This window comes from Curtobacterium sp. VKM Ac-2889 (assembly GCF_015350855.1).
In the GTDB taxonomy this organism is placed as follows: Bacteria; Actinomycetota; Actinomycetes; order Actinomycetales; family Microbacteriaceae; genus Curtobacterium; species Curtobacterium poinsettiae.
This window is the reverse complement of sequence record NZ_JADKSC010000003.1, coordinates 68,766-84,487: the sequence shown is the minus strand read 5'-3', so window position 1 is coordinate 84,487 and position 15,722 is coordinate 68,766. Positions and strand designations below refer to the sequence as shown.

Genomic DNA, 15,722 nt, shown 5'->3' with positions numbered 1-15,722 from the left:
GCCAGCTGGCACCGGGCCTCCCGTCTGTCTCGTTGCGGGTCCGGGCGGTCCTGCTCGAGACGCCGTCGTGTCCGCGAGACGCCGCGGAAACGCCGAGACGCCGCCGGATCCGGCGGCGTCTCGGCGTGACGACGGCGTCTGCTGCGCCGCACGGACCCGGCAGCGGCTAGTACAGCGCGTTCGCCAGGCGGCGGCGAGCCGCGACGACGCGCGGGTCCTCGGAACCGATGAGCTCGAAGTACTCGACGAGCCGCACGCGCAGGGCTTCACGGTCATCGCCGAACACGGTCGGGACGAGGTCGAGCAGTCGCCCGAATGCGTCGTCGACGTGTCCGCCCGAGATGTCGAGGTCGGCGACGGCGAGCTGCGCCTGGACGTCCTGCGGGCCTGCGGCAGCAGCGGCGCGGATCTCGTCGGCCGTCCGACCGTCCAACCGGTCGAGCAGCGACACCTGCGCGAGCCCGGCGACGGCCATCTGGTCGTGCGGGTCCTGCAGGATGGCGGTCTTGTACTCCTCGATCGCGGTGGCGTAGTCGCCCTGCTCGATCGCGTCGTACGCGGCCTGGTGGTGCGGCGGGAGCGGCTCCGGCTCCGGCTCGCCCTGCTCCGCGTCGACGTCGGCCGCTGCGCCGTCGACGGACACGCGACCGGACACCCCGTTCTGCTCGGCAGCCTGGAGCACCTGCTCGTAGACGTCGCGGACCTGCGCCTCGGGCAGTGCGCCGACGAAGAGCCCGAGCGGGCGTCCGCCGATCACGGCTGCGACGGTCGGGATCGACTGCGCCTGGAACGCCTGCACGAGCTGCGGGTTCGTGTCGGCGTCCACCTTGGCGAGCACCACGCGGCCGTCGTACTCGGCCGTGAGCTGCTCGAGGATCGGTGAGAGCTGCTTGCACGGCCCGCACCACTCGGCCCAGATGTCCACGATGACCGGGACGACGTTCGACAGCTCCAGGACGTCCTGGAACGTCGCGTCGGTGACGTCGATGACGAGCGACGGGACCGTCGGGCCGGCGCCGCTCGCAGTGCCGACGTCGGAACCGGGCGCGGCACCGCCTGCTGGACCCGCCGGGGCCGGAGCGCCGGACGGCTGGGGCGGCCGCTGTGCGCGGTCGACGAGGGACGACAGGTCCACGGCTCCGCGGAGCCCGGACGGGGTCGGGGGGATGTTGCTCATTGCACCTCACTTGCTGCGGTCAGGCCCTGCGTGAACCCGAGCAGGACCACTTTGCCATCCGAGGCGACCGGCGGCACGTAGAAGAGCAGCTGGACGCTGTAGGTGGCGCTGATGCCCTTCTTGCTCGTGTCGACGCCGGACAGTGCCTTCACGGCACCCTCGGTGTTCACCTCGGCGCCCGACGCGGTCGGGGTCACCTTCTCGATCTCATCCAGGTCAGCCGAGACCAGGGCGCCGGCGTCGTCCGTCGCGATGGCGACGGCGGAGTCGGCGGGGACCTCGGACGAGTACTCGATCTTCGCCGTGTCCGGCAGCGCCTTGGCCTTCTTGTCCTTGTACGCCTTGCCGATGGTCGTGCGGAGTGCGTCACCCTCGGTGGTGAACAGGTCGGCGTACTCGCTGGCGGTGTCCTTCGACAGGATGTCGCCGTAGGCGGTCGCGACCTGGTCCGGCTGGATGGTCAGGAGCTTCGACTCCGGCGCGAGCAGGGCCGCACCGATCGTCGTCGGGGCGAGGCTCGGGATCTTCGCGTCGGCCTCGAGCGACACGTCGTACGCGACCTTGTAGGGATCACGGGCGCTGTCCTGCACCAGGGTCAGGGCCTGCGGCGCCGACTTGGCGTCACAGTCCTCGGCGACGATCGTGAAGACCGTCCGCGGCCAGGTGTCGGTCTGCTGCGGCAGCGCGACGCACACCTGCGCTGCGGAGATCGCCGGCGGCGCCTTCACGTCCGAGTCCTTGCCGCGGATCGAGTAGTTGGCCAGCCGGAGGTCGAGCGCCGCGCCGGAGAACCGGGTGCGGACCAGGTCGCGGTCGCGCGCCCCGTCGGCCTGCTTCGCGACGGCCGCGGCGCGCTGCACGATGCGGGTGATCTGCTGCTTGGTCGCGGCGGTCGGCTCGGTGGGCTCCGCCGCCCCCGTGGCGGTGGCCGTCGGAGTCGGCGTGGCCAGCGACGGATCGCCGCCCTGCGGCCAGTAGTCCGACGAGCAGCCGGCCAGGGTCAGGGCACCGACGAGCAGCACCGGGATGCCGACGAACGCGCGGGTCCCACGACGACCGGGGCGAGGCACCTGCGCTCCGGCGGCGGCGGCACGGCGCGATGCACGCACCCGCGGCGGACGGCTGCCACCGCTGCGACGGCGGGGACCGCGGCCACGGCGCTGGTGCAGGAAGGCGAGGACGAGCAGCACGAGGCCTCCGAGGACGAACACGCCGCCGGCCACGAGCAGCGGACCGACCGCCGGCGTCGCGGTGTCCTGCGGCCAGGTGACGGACACGTCGCTCGGTGCGGCGGCCTTGCCGTCGCTCACGACCAGGACCGAGACGTCCTGGGGCAGGCGGACGGTGAACTGTCCGGCACCGTCGTACTCCTGGTACCAGAGGTCGCTGCCCTTCGGCGACGGCACGCTCGTCTCGCTGCCCGAGGTCGACCCGACCAGCGAGCCCTTCTCGGCGTCGAAGCGGAGCGTGGTGTGCTCGGCGTCACCGATCCAGGCGTCGACGTCGGCGGTCTTGCCGTACGCCGCGAACACCTTGCCGGAGCCGGACACGTTGATGCGCTGGTAGCCGGGGTTGGCGTTGAGCGTCGTCCCCGGGATCACCGTCACCGGGGCGGAACTGGTCGTCGAGCTCTCGGCCACGAGCGAGGACGGCGGCGCGAACACGGTCCGCTGCCCCACCGCCAGCACCACGAGCAGCAGGCCGATGACGAAACTGACGATCGCCAGGACGAATCGCACGAACACTCTCCCTACCGCGCCGGGGTGGGGATGTCGGCGCGCGAATCAGCGACTCAGGATAGCGAGCATCGCTGGACAGTGCATCAATCCGCGCTGTCGCCGGACTCAGACGACCCGCTCCGGCCGCCACTACAATCGACCGCGGGCCGATCCGGGCCCTCCGCCGAGCACCCAGGAGCGACACGTGGCGAACGACGAGGCCGAGTTCGGGACCGAGCTGCGCGGGTACCGCCGCGACGAGGTGGAGCGTTCACTGAACGACCTGCGCCGCGAGCTCATCAAGTCGAACAACGACCGCGCCGACGCCGCGAAGGAGATCCGTCTCCTGCAGGCCCGCGTGTCCGAGCTGCAGGGCGAGCTGGACGAAGCCGGCACCCCCACGTACAGCGGTCTGGGCACTCGCCTCGAGTCCACGCTGCGTGTCGCCGAGGAACAGTCGACCCGGCTCATCAGCCAGGCCGACATCGACGCCCAGCGGCTCCGAGCCTCGAGCCGCGCCGAAGCTGAGCGCACCGTCCGCGAAGCGCAGGAAGAAGCGCGCGACGCCCTCGAGGACGCCCGCACCCGCGCCACCAACGAGCTGACCCGTGCCCGCGCCGAAGCCGCCGACACCGTCGAGCGCTCCCGCGCCGAGGCCGGTCTGCTCACGCAGGACGCCCGCAACGAGGCAGCCGCCATCCGCGGTGCCGCGGTGACCGAGGCCGCCGAGGTCCGCTCCGTCGCCATCCGCGAGACGAACGCACTGCGCGCCCAGGTCGAGCACGAGGTCGCGGAGCTGCGTGAGATCGCCCAGCGCGAGTCCGCCGACGCCCGCACCGCCGCAGCCGAACTCGACCGTGAGACCGAGCACCGCCGTTCGGTCTTCGAAGCCGACCACACCCGCCGCACCGAGGACCTCGACCGTGAGGAGACGACCCGGCGCGAGGCCCTCGAGCGCGAGGTCACCGAGGGCCGCGCCGCCTGGCACCGCGAACGGGACGAGGAGCAGCAGGCACACGCGCTGGCCCTCGAGACCGGTCGCGCCGAACTCGAGTCCGAGGTCGCGCGTCGGCGGGCCGAGCTCGACAGCGAGATCGGTGACCGCCGCCGCGAACTGGACGAGGAGCTTGCGGCCGCCCGCGCCGAGTGGGAGCGCGAACTCGCCGTGGCCCGCACCGACCTCGAACAGGAGATCGAAGCAGCCCGCGCCCAGCTGCGCGTCGACGAGGAACAGACCCGCGTCGAGAACGCGCGCCTGGTGCAGGAGACCGCCGACCGGATCGCCCGCGAACTCGAGCAGCACGACGCCCGGATCGCGCAGGAGCGGGCCGAAGCCGACGCAGCAGCCGAGCGTGCCGTCCGCGAGCACGAGAACGCCATCGCCGCACGCCGCGAACGCGAGCACGCCGAGGTCGACGCCGAGATCGCCGACCGCCGCACCGCCGAGCTCGGGGTGCTCGAAGCCGAGCGCACCGCCCTGCAGCAGGAGATCGACACCGCCCGCGCCGCCCTCGTGAAGGAACGCGACGAGGTCCGTGCCGAGATCGCCCGAGCACGCGACGAAGCCCGCACGACCCTCGAGTCGGAACTCGCGGCCCGCCGCGACGACGCCGAGCAGGACTACCTGCAGAAGCACCACGAGACCGTGACCGAGACGCAGAAGTACCTGGACGAGGCGAACCTGCAGCTCGCCGAGGCCACGCGCCGCGCCACCGAGGCCCGTGAGCGAGCCGAGCGTCTGCAGCAGGAAGCCGACGACCTCGAGCGCACCAGCACGGCCGAGGCGCAGGAGCACGCACGCACCATCGTCGCCGACGCTCAAGACCGGGTGCACCGGATGGTCGCCGACGCCGAGGAGCGCACCGCCGGTGTCATCGCCGAGGCCGAGGACCGCCTGGCGGCGATCCGCACCGAGCGCGAGGCCGTCGCGGGCTACCTCGAGAACCTCCGCGGGGTCCTCACGAACGCGACCGGCCTGCTCGGCACGGCGCCCGCCGCAGCGTCCGCTGCGGACGAGCGCGACGACGTGGACGCGACCGAGCGCTGACGGTCACCGGCCCGGAGGCCCGACACGCGCCTCCAGGCCGCCCCACCCGCAGCAGGTGGCGGGGCGCACGGCGTGCCGTGGGCGTTGCTCAGACCGGCCAGTGGGTCGGCAGCGGTGCGCTGCCCGGGACGACGAGGTCGGCAATCGCGTCGAGCACGATCCGCACGTACCGCTCCCCCACCCACAGGTGCTTCGCGCCCGCGACGGGCACCACCCGGACATTGGGAGCGAGCGCGAACCGCGCGGCCGCAGCTTCGGGCTGCAGGAAGTCGTCGTGCTCCGGCACGAGCGCCACGACCGGGACGTCGACGGCGGCCCAGCGGGCGAGCTCGGCGTCCGACGTGCGGTGCAGCGGCGGTGACAGCAGGACGACCCCGGCGACGGTGCCGGCCTCGACGTGTTCGAGTGCGTGCTTGAGGATGACCTCGGTGCCGAACGACCACCCCACCAGCCACGGCGTCGGCAGCCCGCGGTCGACGACCTCGGCGACAGCGGCACGCAGGTCGAAGCCCTCGGAGACGCCGTCGCCGAAGCCCCCCTCGGACGTGCCGCGCGGCGACGTGACGGATCGGAAGTTGAACCGCAGCACCGCGATGTCGGCCAGGGCCGGCAACCGGGCAGCGGCCTTCTTGAGCACGTGGGAGTCCATGAAGCCGTGTGCGGTCGGCAGGGGGTGGAGCGTGACGATGGTGCCGCGGGCAGGCGCGTCGGCGGGCTCGGCCAGTTCCCCGACGAGCGTCAGGTGGTCGTCCGTGACCAGCTCGACCTCGGTTCGTCGGGCGGGCAGCTCGGTCGCGGAGCGGATCTCGGTGTCGTGCGTCACGTCGTGCTCGGTCATGCAATGCTCCAGCAGTGGTTGTGCCAGTGCCGACGGGACGCCAGGTCGGCGGCGTCACCCAGGACGCCGTCCGCGCGCCAGACCACCACGTGGGCGGTGCCGGGCAAAACGGTGCCACCGCAGCCCGGGCAGATGTACTCCTTCTGCGCCGACGCGGCGGAGATCGGCTGCACCTGGTACTCGCGACCGTGGCGGACCTCGGTGCGCTTCCACGAACTCATCAGCCGATCGAGGGTGGACTCCTCGTCAGGCTCGACGTCGCGACCACGGGGACGCCGCGGCCGATTGCTGCGCGGCACCCGAGCAGCCGATCAGTACCAGTTGTTGGCCTGGCTGTGACCCCACGCTCCACAGGGGGTGCCGTAGACGCCGGCGATGTAGTTGAGACCCCAGGTGATCTGCGTCGCCGGGTTCGTCTGCCAGTCGGCGCCGGCCGTGGCCATCTTGCTGCCGGGCAGGGCCTGCGGGATGCCGTACGCACCGCTCGGGTTGTAGGCGTTCACCCGCCAGCCGGACTCCTTGTTCCAGAGCGAGACCAGGCAGTTGTACTGGTCGGTGCCCCAGCCGCGGGCCGTGACCTGCTGCAGGGCGATCGCCTGCGCGCTGCCGGGGTCGGGGGTCGCGGCGGTGGCCGCGAGCGTGTTGGCGGCCGAGACCGGCTCGGAATCGGGGGCTGCGGCATCCGCGGCGGCGTCGGTGGCATCGGCGTCGTCGTCTTCGACGACGGGCTTCACGACCTTCGGGGCCGGCACCGTGACGCCGTAGCCGTCGCGGTCGGCAGCGGCCTCGCCGTAGGTGCCGTGTGCGGTGTACTGCTGGGGTGCCGGGGCCTTCACGAGCACCGGGGTGTCGACGGCGGCCTGTGCCACGTCGGCCTGCAGCGGGTTGAACAGCGACCCGCCGACGAACAGGAACACGCCGACGAACGACAGCATCGGGGCCGTCGCGCGCTTGCGGGCCACGGCGTTGACCGACGCGACACGGGCTGGCTTGGCCAGCTTCGGCGTCGTACGGCGCTGGACCGTCGCGGTGCGCTGCTTCGGGGAACGCTGCTCGGCGACGAGCGCGTCGTGGGCGAAGGACGCCACACGCTCGTCCGAGACGCGGTTCGCCGCGACCGACTTCGGCGTGGCCACCGGCCCCGTCGCCGCTGCCTGCGGGGTCACCCCGAACGCCGACGTCTCCGTCGTGCGGGTTCGCTGCATTGCCGCGCGGCGCTCACCGGAAGCCTGGAGGCTGAGGTGCTCGCGGGTATCGCGGTCGGAGCTTGAATCTGCCGTGTGCCTGCCCATGAGTAGGACCAGGGTAACGGAACGATCACGGAAAGCGAAGCACCTGGGGACAGCGCGTCGTCATCGGACAGCGAGCATCACTTCGACGACGGCGTCGAGCACCGCGTCGACCTGCGCCTCGCGGTACCCGCCGTGCTTCGGGCGGAACACGATCGAGCGCACCTCGGTGAGACTGAGCGGCTTGCCTTCGCGGAAGTACCCGGCGAGTCGGGCGGCGAAGGCATCGACGTCCTTCGGGTGGTAGCCGGTGCCGAGGACGCTCACCCGGCTGAACCGCTGGCCGTCGGGCCGCTCGAGGCGTGCCACGACGTCCGACGCCTTCGTCCGCGCCTCGGCGTACCAGGCCTTCTTGCCGACCTCGCTCATCTCCCGCTCACGTTCGCGTGCCGCGAAGGCGTCCTCCAGCCGCTCGAGAGCGGCGTCGACGTGCGAGGTGGAGTAGCCGCCCTTGCGCATCGAGAACGCCGTGGCACGGATCTTCGCAGCCTCGATGCCGGGGGCACTGTCGTCGGCGGAGTACGCGCGCCGGGCGTCCTCGAGGAAACGCTCGACTTCGTCGACGTCGTAACCGAGGGCGGAACGGGCTGCGGTCGGGAAGGTGGTGGCCACGGCGTCATTCTGCCAGTCCCGACCCGTGGCACAACCTGGACGCGCTGAGTGCCACGTACAGCCCGGCCCGGGGGCGGGTCAGTGGTTGACGACCAGGTACAGCACGTAGGCGACCGCGGCCGACGGCAGGATGCTGTCGATGCGGTCGAGCAGTCCACCGTGCCCGGGCAGGAACGACGAAATGTCCTTGATGCCGAGGTCACGCTTGATCATCGACTCGGTCAGGTCGCCGAGCGTGGCCGACCCGGAGATGAGCACACCCAGCACGACACCGGTCCACCAGGGCAGCCCGAGCATGAACACGGCCACCAGGATGCCGACGACGATGCTCGCCGCCACGGACCCGGCGAAACCCTCCCACGTCTTCTTGGGGCTGATGCGGGGTGCCATCGGGTGCTTGCCGAGGTTCAGGCCGGTCGCGTACGCACCGGTGTCGACCGCGACGACCACGAGGATGAAGCCGATCACCCAGAGGTTGCCGTCCCGCTGGGCGGAGAGCAGCACGACGCAGGCACCGAGCAACGAGATGTACGCCTGGACGAACAGCCCGTTCGTCAGGTCACGGACGACGTTGCCGGCCGGGGGCTTCTGCCGGGCGAGGGCGACCTCGACCAGGCGCCAGACGCTGATCAGGACGATGCCGCCGAGCAGCGTGAACAGCGCCGGGGCCTGCCCGTACAGGAACGCCGCCGGCACCACCGCGATCGCGACGGCGACGCTCGGGATCCGCGGGACGTCGCGGCCGGCGAAGCGCATCGCGCTCGTCAGCTCGTAGACGCCCACGCCCAGCAGGAACGCCGCGACCACCATGAAGGACGGCGTGAACAGGAGCAGCGTGCCGAGCATGACGACCGCGAACGCGAGCGCGATGCCGATCGCCGCCGGCAGGTTGCGCCCGGTCCGCGCCGTCAGTGCTTCGTTCCGCGCACCGAAGTCGGCCTTGCGCTGGCGGAGCTGCGCCTCGAAGTCGGTGCGCGCCGCACGTGCGCGCGCATCGAAGTCCTGGCGGAGCCCCTTCTTCACAGGCCCGCTCGTCGCGGGCCCGTGCTCTGCTGTGGGGCGGTCATCGCCCTGGTCGGAGCGACGCATCAGACCTCGAGGAGTTCGGCTTCCTTCTTCTTCAGCGCGTCGTCGATCTGGTCGACGTGCTTCTTCGTCAGGCCCTCGAGGTCCTTGTCGCCACGCGAGATCTCGTCGTCGGAGATCTCACCCTTGAGCGCGTCGAGGTCGTCCTTGGCCTTGCGGCGGATGTTGCGGATGACGACCTTGTGGTCCTCGCCCTTCGTCCGCACGAGCTTGACGAACTCCTTGCGGCGGTCCTTGGTGAGCTCGGGGATCGTCACGCGGACGATGTCGCCGTCGTTCGTCGGGCTGGCACCGAGGTTCGGGAACGTCGCGATGGCGCGCTCGATCTCCTTGAGCGCCGACTTGTCGTACGGCGTGACGATGAGCGTTCGGGCCTCGGGCGTCTGCAGCGACGCGAGCTGCGCGAGCGGCGTCGGGGTGCCGTAGTACTCGACCGGGATCTTCTGGAAGAGCGCCGCGTTGATGCGGCCGGTGCGGACGGTCGAGAAGTCGTCCTTGGCGACCTCGACAGCCTTCGCCATCTTCTCGGTGGCTTCGGTCAGGACATCACTGATCACGGTGTTACTCCTTCGGTACTGGCGTCGAGTCTAGTCAGCGCCGGGGGTCAGTTGCTGACGACGGTGCCGATGCGCTCGCCACGGATGGCGGCCTGGACGTTGCCGTCGCCCTCCATGCCGAAGACGTGCATCGGCATGCCGTTGTCCATGCAGAGCGAGAACGCGGTGGCGTCGACGACCTTGAGGCCCTTGAGCAGTGCGTCCTGGTAGGTCACGTGGTGCAGCTTCTCGGCCGAGGCGTCCTTCTTCGGGTCCGCGGTGTACACGCCGTCGACGCCGTTCTTGGCGACGAGGACCTCGTCCGCCTTGATCTCGAGCGCACGCTGCGCCGCCACCGTGTCGGTGGAGAAGTACGGCAGACCGGCGCCGGCACCGAAGATGACGACCCGGCCCTTCTCGAGGTGCCGCTCGGCACGCCGCGGGATGTACGGCTCGGCGACCTGGGTCATCGCGATGGCGGACTGCACGCGCGTCGCGGCGCCGGCCTGCTCGAGGAAGTCCTGCAGCGCGAGCGCGTTCATCACCGTGCCGAGCATGCCCATGTAGTCGGCGCGTCCGCGGTCCATGCCGCGCTGCGAGAGCTCGGCGCCACGGAAGAAGTTGCCTCCGCCGACGACGATCGCGATCTCGACCTCGCGCGCGGCGACGGCGATCTCCTTGGCGATGGTGCCGATCACGTCGGGGTTCACCCCGAGGGAGCCGGCGCCGAACGCCTCTCCCGACAGCTTCAGCAGAACGCGGCGTCGTCCGGTCTTCTCGTCGGTCATCTGGTCCGCACCCTTCGTCGTGGTCTCGTGGAAATGTACTCGCGGATGTGTCGCGCGCGTGTCGTGTCGGTGCGCGCGAAAAACGGGGCCAGGAACCTCGTTGGTTCCTGACCCCGTCACGGGTTCGTTACGCGCCGACCTTGACGCGGGCGAAGCCCTGGATCGTGATGCCGGCGTTCTCGGCGGCCTTCGCGACGGAGATCTTGTTGTCCTTCGCGTAGTCCTGGTCGAGGAGCGACACCTGCTTGATGTAGGCGTTCACCCGACCCTCGACGATCTTCGGGAGGGCGGCCTCGGGCTTGCCCTCTTCGCGCGTGATCGCCTCGACGGTCGCACGCTCCTTCTCGATGGCCTCGGCCGGGACCTCGTCGCGGGTCAGGTACGTCGGGTTCGCGAACGCGACGTGCTGGGCGATCGAACGCGCCTCGGCGGCGTTGTCACCCTCGTACGCGATGACGACGGCGATCTGCGGCGGCAGGTCCTGGCTGGTCTTGTGCAGGTAGATCTCGAAGGCCGAGCCCTCGACACGGCGGACCGTGCGGACCTCGAGCTTCTCGCCCAGCGCGGCTGCCGACTCGTTGACGACCTCGAGGACGGTCTTGCCGTCCAGCGGTGCAGCGTTGGCGGCGGCGACGTCGGCGGCACCGGCAGCGGCGACCGCACCCAGCACCTTGTCGGCGAGGGTCGTGAACTTCTCGTTCTTGGCGACGAAGTCGGTCTCGCTCGCGAGCTCGACGACCGTGGCGGCGCCGTTCTCGGAGGTCGCGACGACGACGCCTTCGGAGGTGGCTCGGTCGTCGCGCTTGGCGACGGCCTTGGCACCCTTGATGCGGAGCAGCTCGACGGCCTTGTCGTAGTCGCCGTCGGCCTCGACGAGCGCGTTCTTCGCGTCCATCATGCCGGCGCCGAGGTCCTCGCGGAGCTTCTTCACGTCAGCAGCGGTGAAGTTTGCCATTGACTGGAGTCCTTTCTGGACTGTACGTGTGTGGAGAGTGGAGTGCAGTCGGGGCGCCGGACCCGGTGGGTCCGACGCCCCGGCGGCTCACTCGGCGGGGGTGGTCTCCGCGGCTGCCTCGGCCTCGGCCGTCGGCTCCGCGTTCTTCGCCTCGTCGGCGATCGGCTCGCCGATCTCCTTCGCGGCGACCTGCGCGTCAGCGTTGTTCTCCTCGACGGTCGCACCCTCGGGGGCGGCGTCGGCGGACGGGGTTGCCGTCTCGCCACCGAGGAGCTCCTGCTCCCACTCGGCGAGGGGCTCGCTGGCCTCGTCCTCGTCGCCACCGTTGTGGCGGGTCTTCAGGCCCTCGGCCGCGGCGTCGGCGACGATGCGGGTCAGGAGACCGACGGAGCGGATCGCGTCGTCGTTGCCCGGGATCGGGTACGTGATCTCGTCGGGGTCGCAGTTGGTGTCGAGGATGCCGATGATCGGGATACCGAGCTTCTGCGCCTCGTCGACGGCGAGGTGCTCCTTCTTGGTGTCGACGATCCAGAGCGCGCTCGGGGTCCGCGTGAGGTTGCGGATACCACCGAGGGTCTTGTGGAGCTTGTCCAGCTCGCGCTTCTTGATGAGGAGCTCCTTCTTGGTGAAGCCCTTCGTCGTGTCGTCGAAGTCGATCTCCTCGAGCTCCTTCATGCGCGCGAGGCGCTTGGAGACCGTCTGGAAGTTCGTGAGCAGACCGCCGAGCCAACGCTGGTTGACGTACGGCTGGCCGACGCGGGTCGCCTGCTCGGCGATGGAGCCCTGGGCCTGCTTCTTGGTGCCCACGAAGAGGATCGTGCCACCGTGCGCGACCGTCTCCTTGACGAAGTCGTACGCGCGGTCGATGAAGGCCAGCGACTGCTGCAGGTCGATGATGTGGATGCCCGAGCGCTCGGCGAGGATGAAGCGCTTCACCTTCGGGTTCCACCGACGGGTCTGGTGTCCGAAGTGGACGCCGCTGTCGAGCAGCTGGCGGATGGTGACGACGGCCATGTGCCGTCCTCCTTCTGTGTTCTCGGCGCGCAGCCGTGCTCTCACACGTCACTGCGGACCTGTTGCGGTTGTGTCGATCGCGACCGTCGGTCGTGATCCCTGGTGTCCTGGCACGCGACCGCCCGCTCGTGAGAGCGGGACCGGTGGTCGGGTACCGAGCCGATGAGGGCCTGGTGGACACGCGAAGTCAGCGCGCATCAGCACGCTGCTGGATAGATGCTAACAGAAGGGAGGCCCGGATCACGCGCGCCTCGCGGCTGACGTGATCCGGGCCTCCTGTCCGGTCGATCCGGCGGATCTCCGCGGATCCGGCCGTCCTGATCAGGCCTTGGCGTCCACCGTGTCGCCGTCGGCGGAGATGCCCATCTCCTCGAGCGAGCGGCCCTTCGTCTCCGGGATCTTCGCGATGACGAAGAAGAGCGACAGCAGCGCGAACAGCGCGTAGATGCCGTAGGTGACGGTGAGGTTGAAGCCCGAGAGCACCGGGAACGAGATCGTCACGATGAAGTTCGCGATCCAGTTGGCGGCGGAACCGATCCCCAGCGCCGTGGCACGGATGCGGTTCGGGAACATCTCACCGAGCAGGACCCACATCAGCGGACCCCACGTGGCGCCGAAGGACACCACGAAGAGGTTCGCGAAGATCAGCGCGATGACGCCCCACGAGCCGGGGAGGCTCGGGCTGCCGTCGACGATCATCGCCTGCGAGAACGCGATGGCGACCATGGTGAGCGAGACGAACATGCCCGCGGAACCCGCGACCAGCAGCGGCTTGCGGCCGACCTTGTCGACCAGGAAGATCGCGATGAAGGTCACGGCGACGTTGACCACCGAGGTGATCGTGGAGATGAGGAACGAGTCCTCCTCCTTGAAGCCGACCGCCTGCCAGAGCGTCGTCGAGTAGTAGAAGATCACGTTGATGCCGACGAACTGCTGCAGCACCGCCAGGATGATGCCCACCCAGACGATCGGCTGGAGCCCGAAGCGGTTGCCCCGGATGGAGCCCTTCTTCTCGCTGGCTTCCTTCTTGATGCCGTCCTGGATCTCCTCCAGGCTCGTGTTCACGGTGTCGCGCGGCACGATCTTGCCCATCACCACGCGCGCGTCGTCGTCCCGCCCCTTGGTGAGCAGGTACCGCGGGGACTCCGGCAGCGTGATCGCCAGGACGCCGTAGACGACCGAGGGGATCACCCCGACCAGGAACATCCAGCGCCAGGCGGCCAGACCCCAGACCTCGGCCGAAGCGCTGCCCGCGGTCACGGCGAAGAGCTGGTCGGACAGGAGCGCGGCGAAGATACCGAGCGTGATCGCGAGCTGCTGGAACGAGGCCAGCCGCCCGCGGATCGCCTTCGGGGAGACCTCGGAGATGTACGCCGGTGCGATGACCGAGGCGGTACCGATGCCGAGACCGCCGACGAGACGCCAGACCACGAGGTCCCACGTGGCGAACGCGAACGCCGATCCGATCGACGAGACGAAGAACAGCACGGCGGCCCAGAACATGATCCGGGTGCGGCCGTAGCGGTCGGCGAGACGGCCGGCGAAGTAGGCGCCGAACGCGCAGCCGATCAGGGCCGAGGCGACCGCGAAGCCGCTGGCCGCGTCGGAGAGGTTGAACTCACCCTTGATCGCGTCGACGGCGCCGTTGATGACGGACGAGTCGAAGCCGAACAGGAAGCCACCGACCGCCGCCGCGATGGCGAACAGGGTGACCTTCCCCTTGAACGCACGGTCTTCGCCGTGCCCGGTGGTCGTGGTGGACACGATGCTCCTGGGTTCTGCCGCCGTGCCGGTGTGCAGCACGGTGCCCCGGCGGTCGGCAGGTTCGCCGTCCGAGCGGCGTTGCGTGTTCCGGAGCGGCCCCGACTGTACTCCTCGCCCGGGATGTGGTCATAACCGGGTGCGAGATCGGGACGACTGGTCGGCGTGCCGACGCGGAACGACGGTGTCGCTGTCGGACGACGTCGACTCCGTCGCATCGGCCGTCGCATCGTTCCTCCCCAGGCCTGGAGGCGCGACTCCCCCTCCACGGATCGCCCCGTGTCCGCCACGGGGCCGGTTCCACGGCCGAGGCTGGGGACATGCGATCGAGCTCCCGTCCCGTCCTGCTGTCCGTGGTGTGCGCGGCGGTGCTGTGCGGGACGGCGGCGTCCGGTGCGGGGGTGTTCGGGACGGCGGCGTCCGGGGCGGCGGCGTTCGGTGCTGCGCCGTCGTCGGGAGCCGGGCCGTCGGTGACTCCTGCGGCCGACGCCGACGGAGCCGAGGCCCGCTGGGTCTGGCCGACCGGGTCACGGGTGGTCGAGCGTGCGTGGGAGGCGCCGTCCTCCGACTACGCCGCCGGCCACCGCGGCATCGACGTCCCCGCGGCCCTGGGGACGACCGCGTCGGCGGTGGCGGACGGCACCGTGGCGTTCGCCGGCGCGGTCGGCGGCCGCACCGTCGTGACGATCGACCACGGCAGCGGGCTGGTCAGCACGCTCGACTCGGTGACGCCCCTGGTCACCGCCGGTGACGAGGTCGTGCAGGGCGATGCAGTCGGGCGCGTCTCGGTCGGGCACTGTCCGGCGACGGCACCGTGCCTCCACCTGGGTGCGCGGGTCGACGGTCGCTACGTCGACCCGATGCCGTACCTGCCGCCTGCCGAGTGGCCGGTGCTGCTGCCCGAGTCGGCGTGGCCCGGCTGAGCCCACCGGCGACCGAGCGTCCGGGACGTCGGCGCAGCGTCAGGCGCGCGGGTGCGCCGTCCGGTAGACCTCGCGCAGCCGCGCCGACGACACGTGCGTGTAGATCTGCGTCGTCCCCAGGCTCGCGTGCCCGAGGAGTTCCTGCACCGCGCGCAGGTCCGCTCCCCCGTCGAGCAGGTGCGTCGCCGCGGTGTGGCGGAACGTGTGCGGGCCGCTCGGGCCCTCGCCCGGCAGATCACTGAGCAACCGCGCCACCACGCGGTACGCGCTGCGGACGCCGAGTCGGGCGCCACGGTCGCCGAGGAACAGCGCCGTGCTCGCCGGGCCGTCGCTCCGAGCAGCGAGGGCGGGCCGTCCGCGCTCCAGCCATGCCTCGAGCGCGTCCCGCGCCGGAACGCCGAACGGCACCACGCGTTCCTTGCCGCCCTTGCCGAGGACCCGCACGGTCAGGCGTCCGCGATCGACGTCGGTCACGTCGATCCCGACGAGTTCGCTGACCCGGATGGCGGCCGCGTACAGGAGCTCGACGAGGGCCAGGTCCCGCAGCGCCGTCGGGTCGTCCGTCGTGGCCCGGGCACCGAGCCCGTCGAGCAGGGTGCGCACCTGGTCGGCGGACACCACTCGGGGCAGGTGCGCTCCACCCTTCGGCGCACGGAGCCGGACCCCGGCATCCGTCGGGGTCACCCCGGTCTCGCTCGCCCACCGGGTGAACGCCCGCACGGACGAGGACCGTCGGGCGATGGTCGACCGGGCCAGCCCCCGCTGGTCGGCGTCCCAGAGCCAGTCACGCAGGAGCTCCAGCTCGACGTCGGCGACGCGGTCGACGCTGCGGCCGCCCGCGAAGGTGACGAGCTGCTCGAGGTCGTTGGCGTACGCGCGGAGGGTCTGCTCGCTGAGGCCCCGCGCGTGCCGCGCGTGTCCGAGGAAGGCGTGCACCGCCGCCTCGAGTCGATCGTCCGTCCGCGAAGCCACGACGTC

Annotated in this window: 15 protein-coding genes; 2 read left to right on the top strand and 13 right to left on the bottom strand. The window is 70.9% G+C overall.

Features of this window, described 5'->3' with window-relative positions; genetic code table 11:
- Nucleotides 1-166 precede the first annotated feature (166 nt).
- Together ITJ50_RS10650 and ITJ50_RS10645 are read right to left on the bottom strand one after the other, a co-directional pair.
- The gene (locus tag ITJ50_RS10650; RefSeq protein WP_194590468.1) at nt 167-1,177 is read right to left on the bottom strand and encodes a tetratricopeptide repeat protein; all 1,011 of its coding nucleotides are present in this window, start codon (nt 1,175-1,177) and stop codon (nt 167-169) included.
- Entirely contained in the window at nt 1,174-2,916 is a 1,743-nt protein-coding gene (locus ITJ50_RS10645) for a hypothetical protein (RefSeq protein WP_194590467.1), read from the bottom strand. Before ITJ50_RS10645 ends, ITJ50_RS10650 begins: the two co-directional genes overlap by 4 nt.
- A gap of 184 nt (nt 2,917-3,100) precedes the next feature.
- On the opposite strand from ITJ50_RS10645, the gene ITJ50_RS10640 reads away from it, so the two are divergent.
- A complete protein-coding gene (locus ITJ50_RS10640; RefSeq protein ID WP_194590466.1) occupies nt 3,101-4,942 on the top strand; it encodes a hypothetical protein in 1,842 nt (613 codons plus the stop codon).
- A gap of 88 nt (nt 4,943-5,030) precedes the next feature.
- Here the strand turns inward: ITJ50_RS10640 and ITJ50_RS10635 are convergent, their stop codons facing one another.
- From ITJ50_RS10635 to ITJ50_RS10590, 10 genes are all read right to left on the bottom strand, one after another.
- A complete protein-coding gene (locus ITJ50_RS10635; RefSeq protein ID WP_042539651.1) occupies nt 5,031-5,780 on the bottom strand; it encodes an alpha/beta hydrolase in 750 nt (249 codons plus the stop codon).
- Entirely contained in the window at nt 5,777-6,079 is a 303-nt protein-coding gene (locus ITJ50_RS10630; RefSeq protein WP_042539653.1) for a hypothetical protein, read from the bottom strand. The genes ITJ50_RS10635 and ITJ50_RS10630 overlap by 4 nt, the downstream gene beginning before the upstream one ends.
- Before the next feature lie 12 nt (nt 6,080-6,091).
- Nucleotides 6,092-6,985, bottom strand: coding sequence for a lytic transglycosylase domain-containing protein (locus tag ITJ50_RS17450; RefSeq protein ID WP_228500795.1), 894 nt, complete (start codon nt 6,983-6,985; stop codon nt 6,092-6,094).
- 147 nt (nt 6,986-7,132) lie between these two features.
- Entirely contained in the window at nt 7,133-7,681 is a 549-nt protein-coding gene (locus ITJ50_RS10620; RefSeq protein WP_017888238.1) for a DivIVA domain-containing protein, read from the bottom strand.
- Nucleotides 7,682-7,759: 78 nt separating this feature from the next.
- Nucleotides 7,760-8,704 (bottom strand): phosphatidate cytidylyltransferase, encoded by a 945-nt coding sequence (locus tag ITJ50_RS10615; protein ID WP_042539655.1) that lies wholly within the window; start codon nt 8,702-8,704, stop codon nt 7,760-7,762.
- 65 nt (nt 8,705-8,769) lie between these two features.
- On the bottom strand, nt 8,770-9,324 hold the full coding sequence (gene frr, locus ITJ50_RS10610) for a ribosome recycling factor (protein WP_017888240.1): 555 nt from the start codon (nt 9,322-9,324) through the stop codon (nt 8,770-8,772).
- 47 nt (nt 9,325-9,371) lie between these two features.
- The gene (gene pyrH / locus ITJ50_RS10605) at nt 9,372-10,091 is read right to left on the bottom strand and encodes a UMP kinase (RefSeq protein ID WP_017888241.1); all 720 of its coding nucleotides are present in this window, start codon (nt 10,089-10,091) and stop codon (nt 9,372-9,374) included.
- Nucleotides 10,092-10,218: 127 nt separating this feature from the next.
- Nucleotides 10,219-11,046 carry a translation elongation factor Ts gene (gene tsf, locus ITJ50_RS10600; RefSeq protein ID WP_027465873.1) on the bottom strand — a complete coding sequence of 276 codons (828 nt, stop codon included), beginning with the start codon at nt 11,044-11,046 and terminating at the stop codon, nt 10,219-10,221.
- An 87-nt stretch (nt 11,047-11,133) separates the two neighbouring features.
- On the bottom strand, nt 11,134-12,060 hold the full coding sequence (rpsB, locus tag ITJ50_RS10595) for a 30S ribosomal protein S2 (protein WP_017888243.1): 927 nt from the start codon (nt 12,058-12,060) through the stop codon (nt 11,134-11,136).
- Nucleotides 12,061-12,381: 321 nt separating this feature from the next.
- On the bottom strand, nt 12,382-13,824 hold the full coding sequence (locus ITJ50_RS10590; protein WP_323749903.1) for a sugar porter family MFS transporter: 1,443 nt from the start codon (nt 13,822-13,824) through the stop codon (nt 12,382-12,384).
- A gap of 317 nt (nt 13,825-14,141) precedes the next feature.
- Between ITJ50_RS10590 and ITJ50_RS10585 the strand changes: the two genes are divergently transcribed.
- A complete protein-coding gene (locus ITJ50_RS10585) occupies nt 14,142-14,744 on the top strand; it encodes a M23 family metallopeptidase (protein ID WP_194590464.1) in 603 nt (200 codons plus the stop codon).
- A gap of 39 nt (nt 14,745-14,783) precedes the next feature.
- On the opposite strand, the gene ITJ50_RS10580 is transcribed toward ITJ50_RS10585, so the two are convergent.
- On the bottom strand, nt 14,784-15,716 hold the full coding sequence (locus tag ITJ50_RS10580; protein ID WP_416354618.1) for a tyrosine recombinase XerC: 933 nt from the start codon (nt 15,714-15,716) through the stop codon (nt 14,784-14,786).
- Nucleotides 15,717-15,722 lie beyond the last annotated feature (6 nt).

Excerpts from the sequence above, each read along its gene's own strand:
- ITJ50_RS10650 (WP_194590468.1), bottom strand. The coding sequence starts at position 1,177 with ATGAGCAACATCCCCCCGACCCCGTCCGGGCTCCGCGGAGCCGTGGAC.
- ITJ50_RS10635 (WP_042539651.1), bottom strand. The coding sequence starts at position 5,780 with ATGACCGAGCACGACGTGACGCACGACACCGAGATCCGCTCCGCGACC.
- ITJ50_RS17450 (WP_228500795.1), bottom strand. The coding sequence starts at position 6,985 with ATGCAGCGAACCCGCACGACGGAGACGTCGGCGTTCGGGGTGACCCCG.
- pyrH (WP_017888241.1), bottom strand. The coding sequence starts at position 10,091 with ATGACCGACGAGAAGACCGGACGACGCCGCGTTCTGCTGAAGCTGTCG.
- tsf (WP_027465873.1), bottom strand. The coding sequence starts at position 11,046 with ATGGCAAACTTCACCGCTGCTGACGTGAAGAAGCTCCGCGAGGACCTC.
- rpsB (WP_017888243.1), bottom strand. The coding sequence starts at position 12,060 with ATGGCCGTCGTCACCATCCGCCAGCTGCTCGACAGCGGCGTCCACTTC.
- ITJ50_RS10585 (WP_194590464.1), top strand. The coding sequence starts at position 14,142 with ATGCGATCGAGCTCCCGTCCCGTCCTGCTGTCCGTGGTGTGCGCGGCG.